1 protein-coding gene is annotated in these 783 nt (G+C 68.7%); it reads left to right on the top strand.

All coding sequences use genetic code 11. From position 1 onward, the window contains the following. Positions 1 to 575: 575 nt before the first annotated feature. On the top strand, positions 576 to 783 hold a 208-nt coding region (locus ABD323_RS42485), incomplete at its 3' end, for a hypothetical protein (RefSeq protein WP_344447403.1).

Genomic DNA, 783 nt, shown 5'->3' with positions numbered 1-783 from the left:
CCTCGATGCTGTCGGTCGAGCTGTCCTCGTCGGTCTTGCGCGGAGCGTCGTAGTCAGTTGCCACAGATGGTCCTGTCGTTGTGATCGAGCCGGTCGCCGCCGAAGCTGACCACCAGCACCGGGCTGCGCCTCGTCTTGGTCCGGGGCAGGGTACCCCCGCCGCCCCCGCTGACGTCATGTCCGCAGTGGTGTGCGGAGTGTAGTTGACCTTGTGGCCGTGGAGACCTCGGGTCCGGCATGGGCTCCGACTACGACCGGCCCCGTGCCGCTTGCCGGCCCAGTGGCGCCTTCGTGCGGTACTGGTCTCGACGGGCAACGGCGTACTCGCCGCTGCGGTGCTGGTCCTCTTCGTGGGGCACTGGGGAGTCGCGGCGCCGATCGCCGGGACGCTGGTCCCTGCCCGTGGAACGAGATCCAGGGCATCGAGCCGAGCATGAAGGAAATCCGGGGAAGCGACGTGGGCTACGGGCGCTCCGGCCCGCTGCCCGGTGACGTGTACGAGCGGACATCGGAGTTCGACTGCCGTGGATTCGTCTCATCGGAGTTCGACATCGCAGGTCAGGTACGGTGCGGGCATGATCGAGAGTCTTTCTCCCGACGGTGATGTGCCCGGTGGGATGTTGCTGGGCGGCTACTTCGTCGCGGTGCCTGAGTCGCTCGATGGCTCGGGCCTGCCTCGGGCGGCGGGGCTGACCACGGCGTCCGACTGCCTGATCGACCGGCTTCCGGAGGACGACTGCTGGTTCGGTACCGTCCCGGAGGCGCTGGCGGCCTGCCTGCCGG

Source organism: Kitasatospora nipponensis (assembly GCF_039528135.1).
Lineage (GTDB): Bacteria > Actinomycetota > Actinomycetes > Streptomycetales > Streptomycetaceae > Kitasatospora > Kitasatospora nipponensis.
The sequence above is the reverse complement of the archived record's forward strand: the minus strand, read 5'-3'. Positions and strand labels throughout refer to the sequence as shown.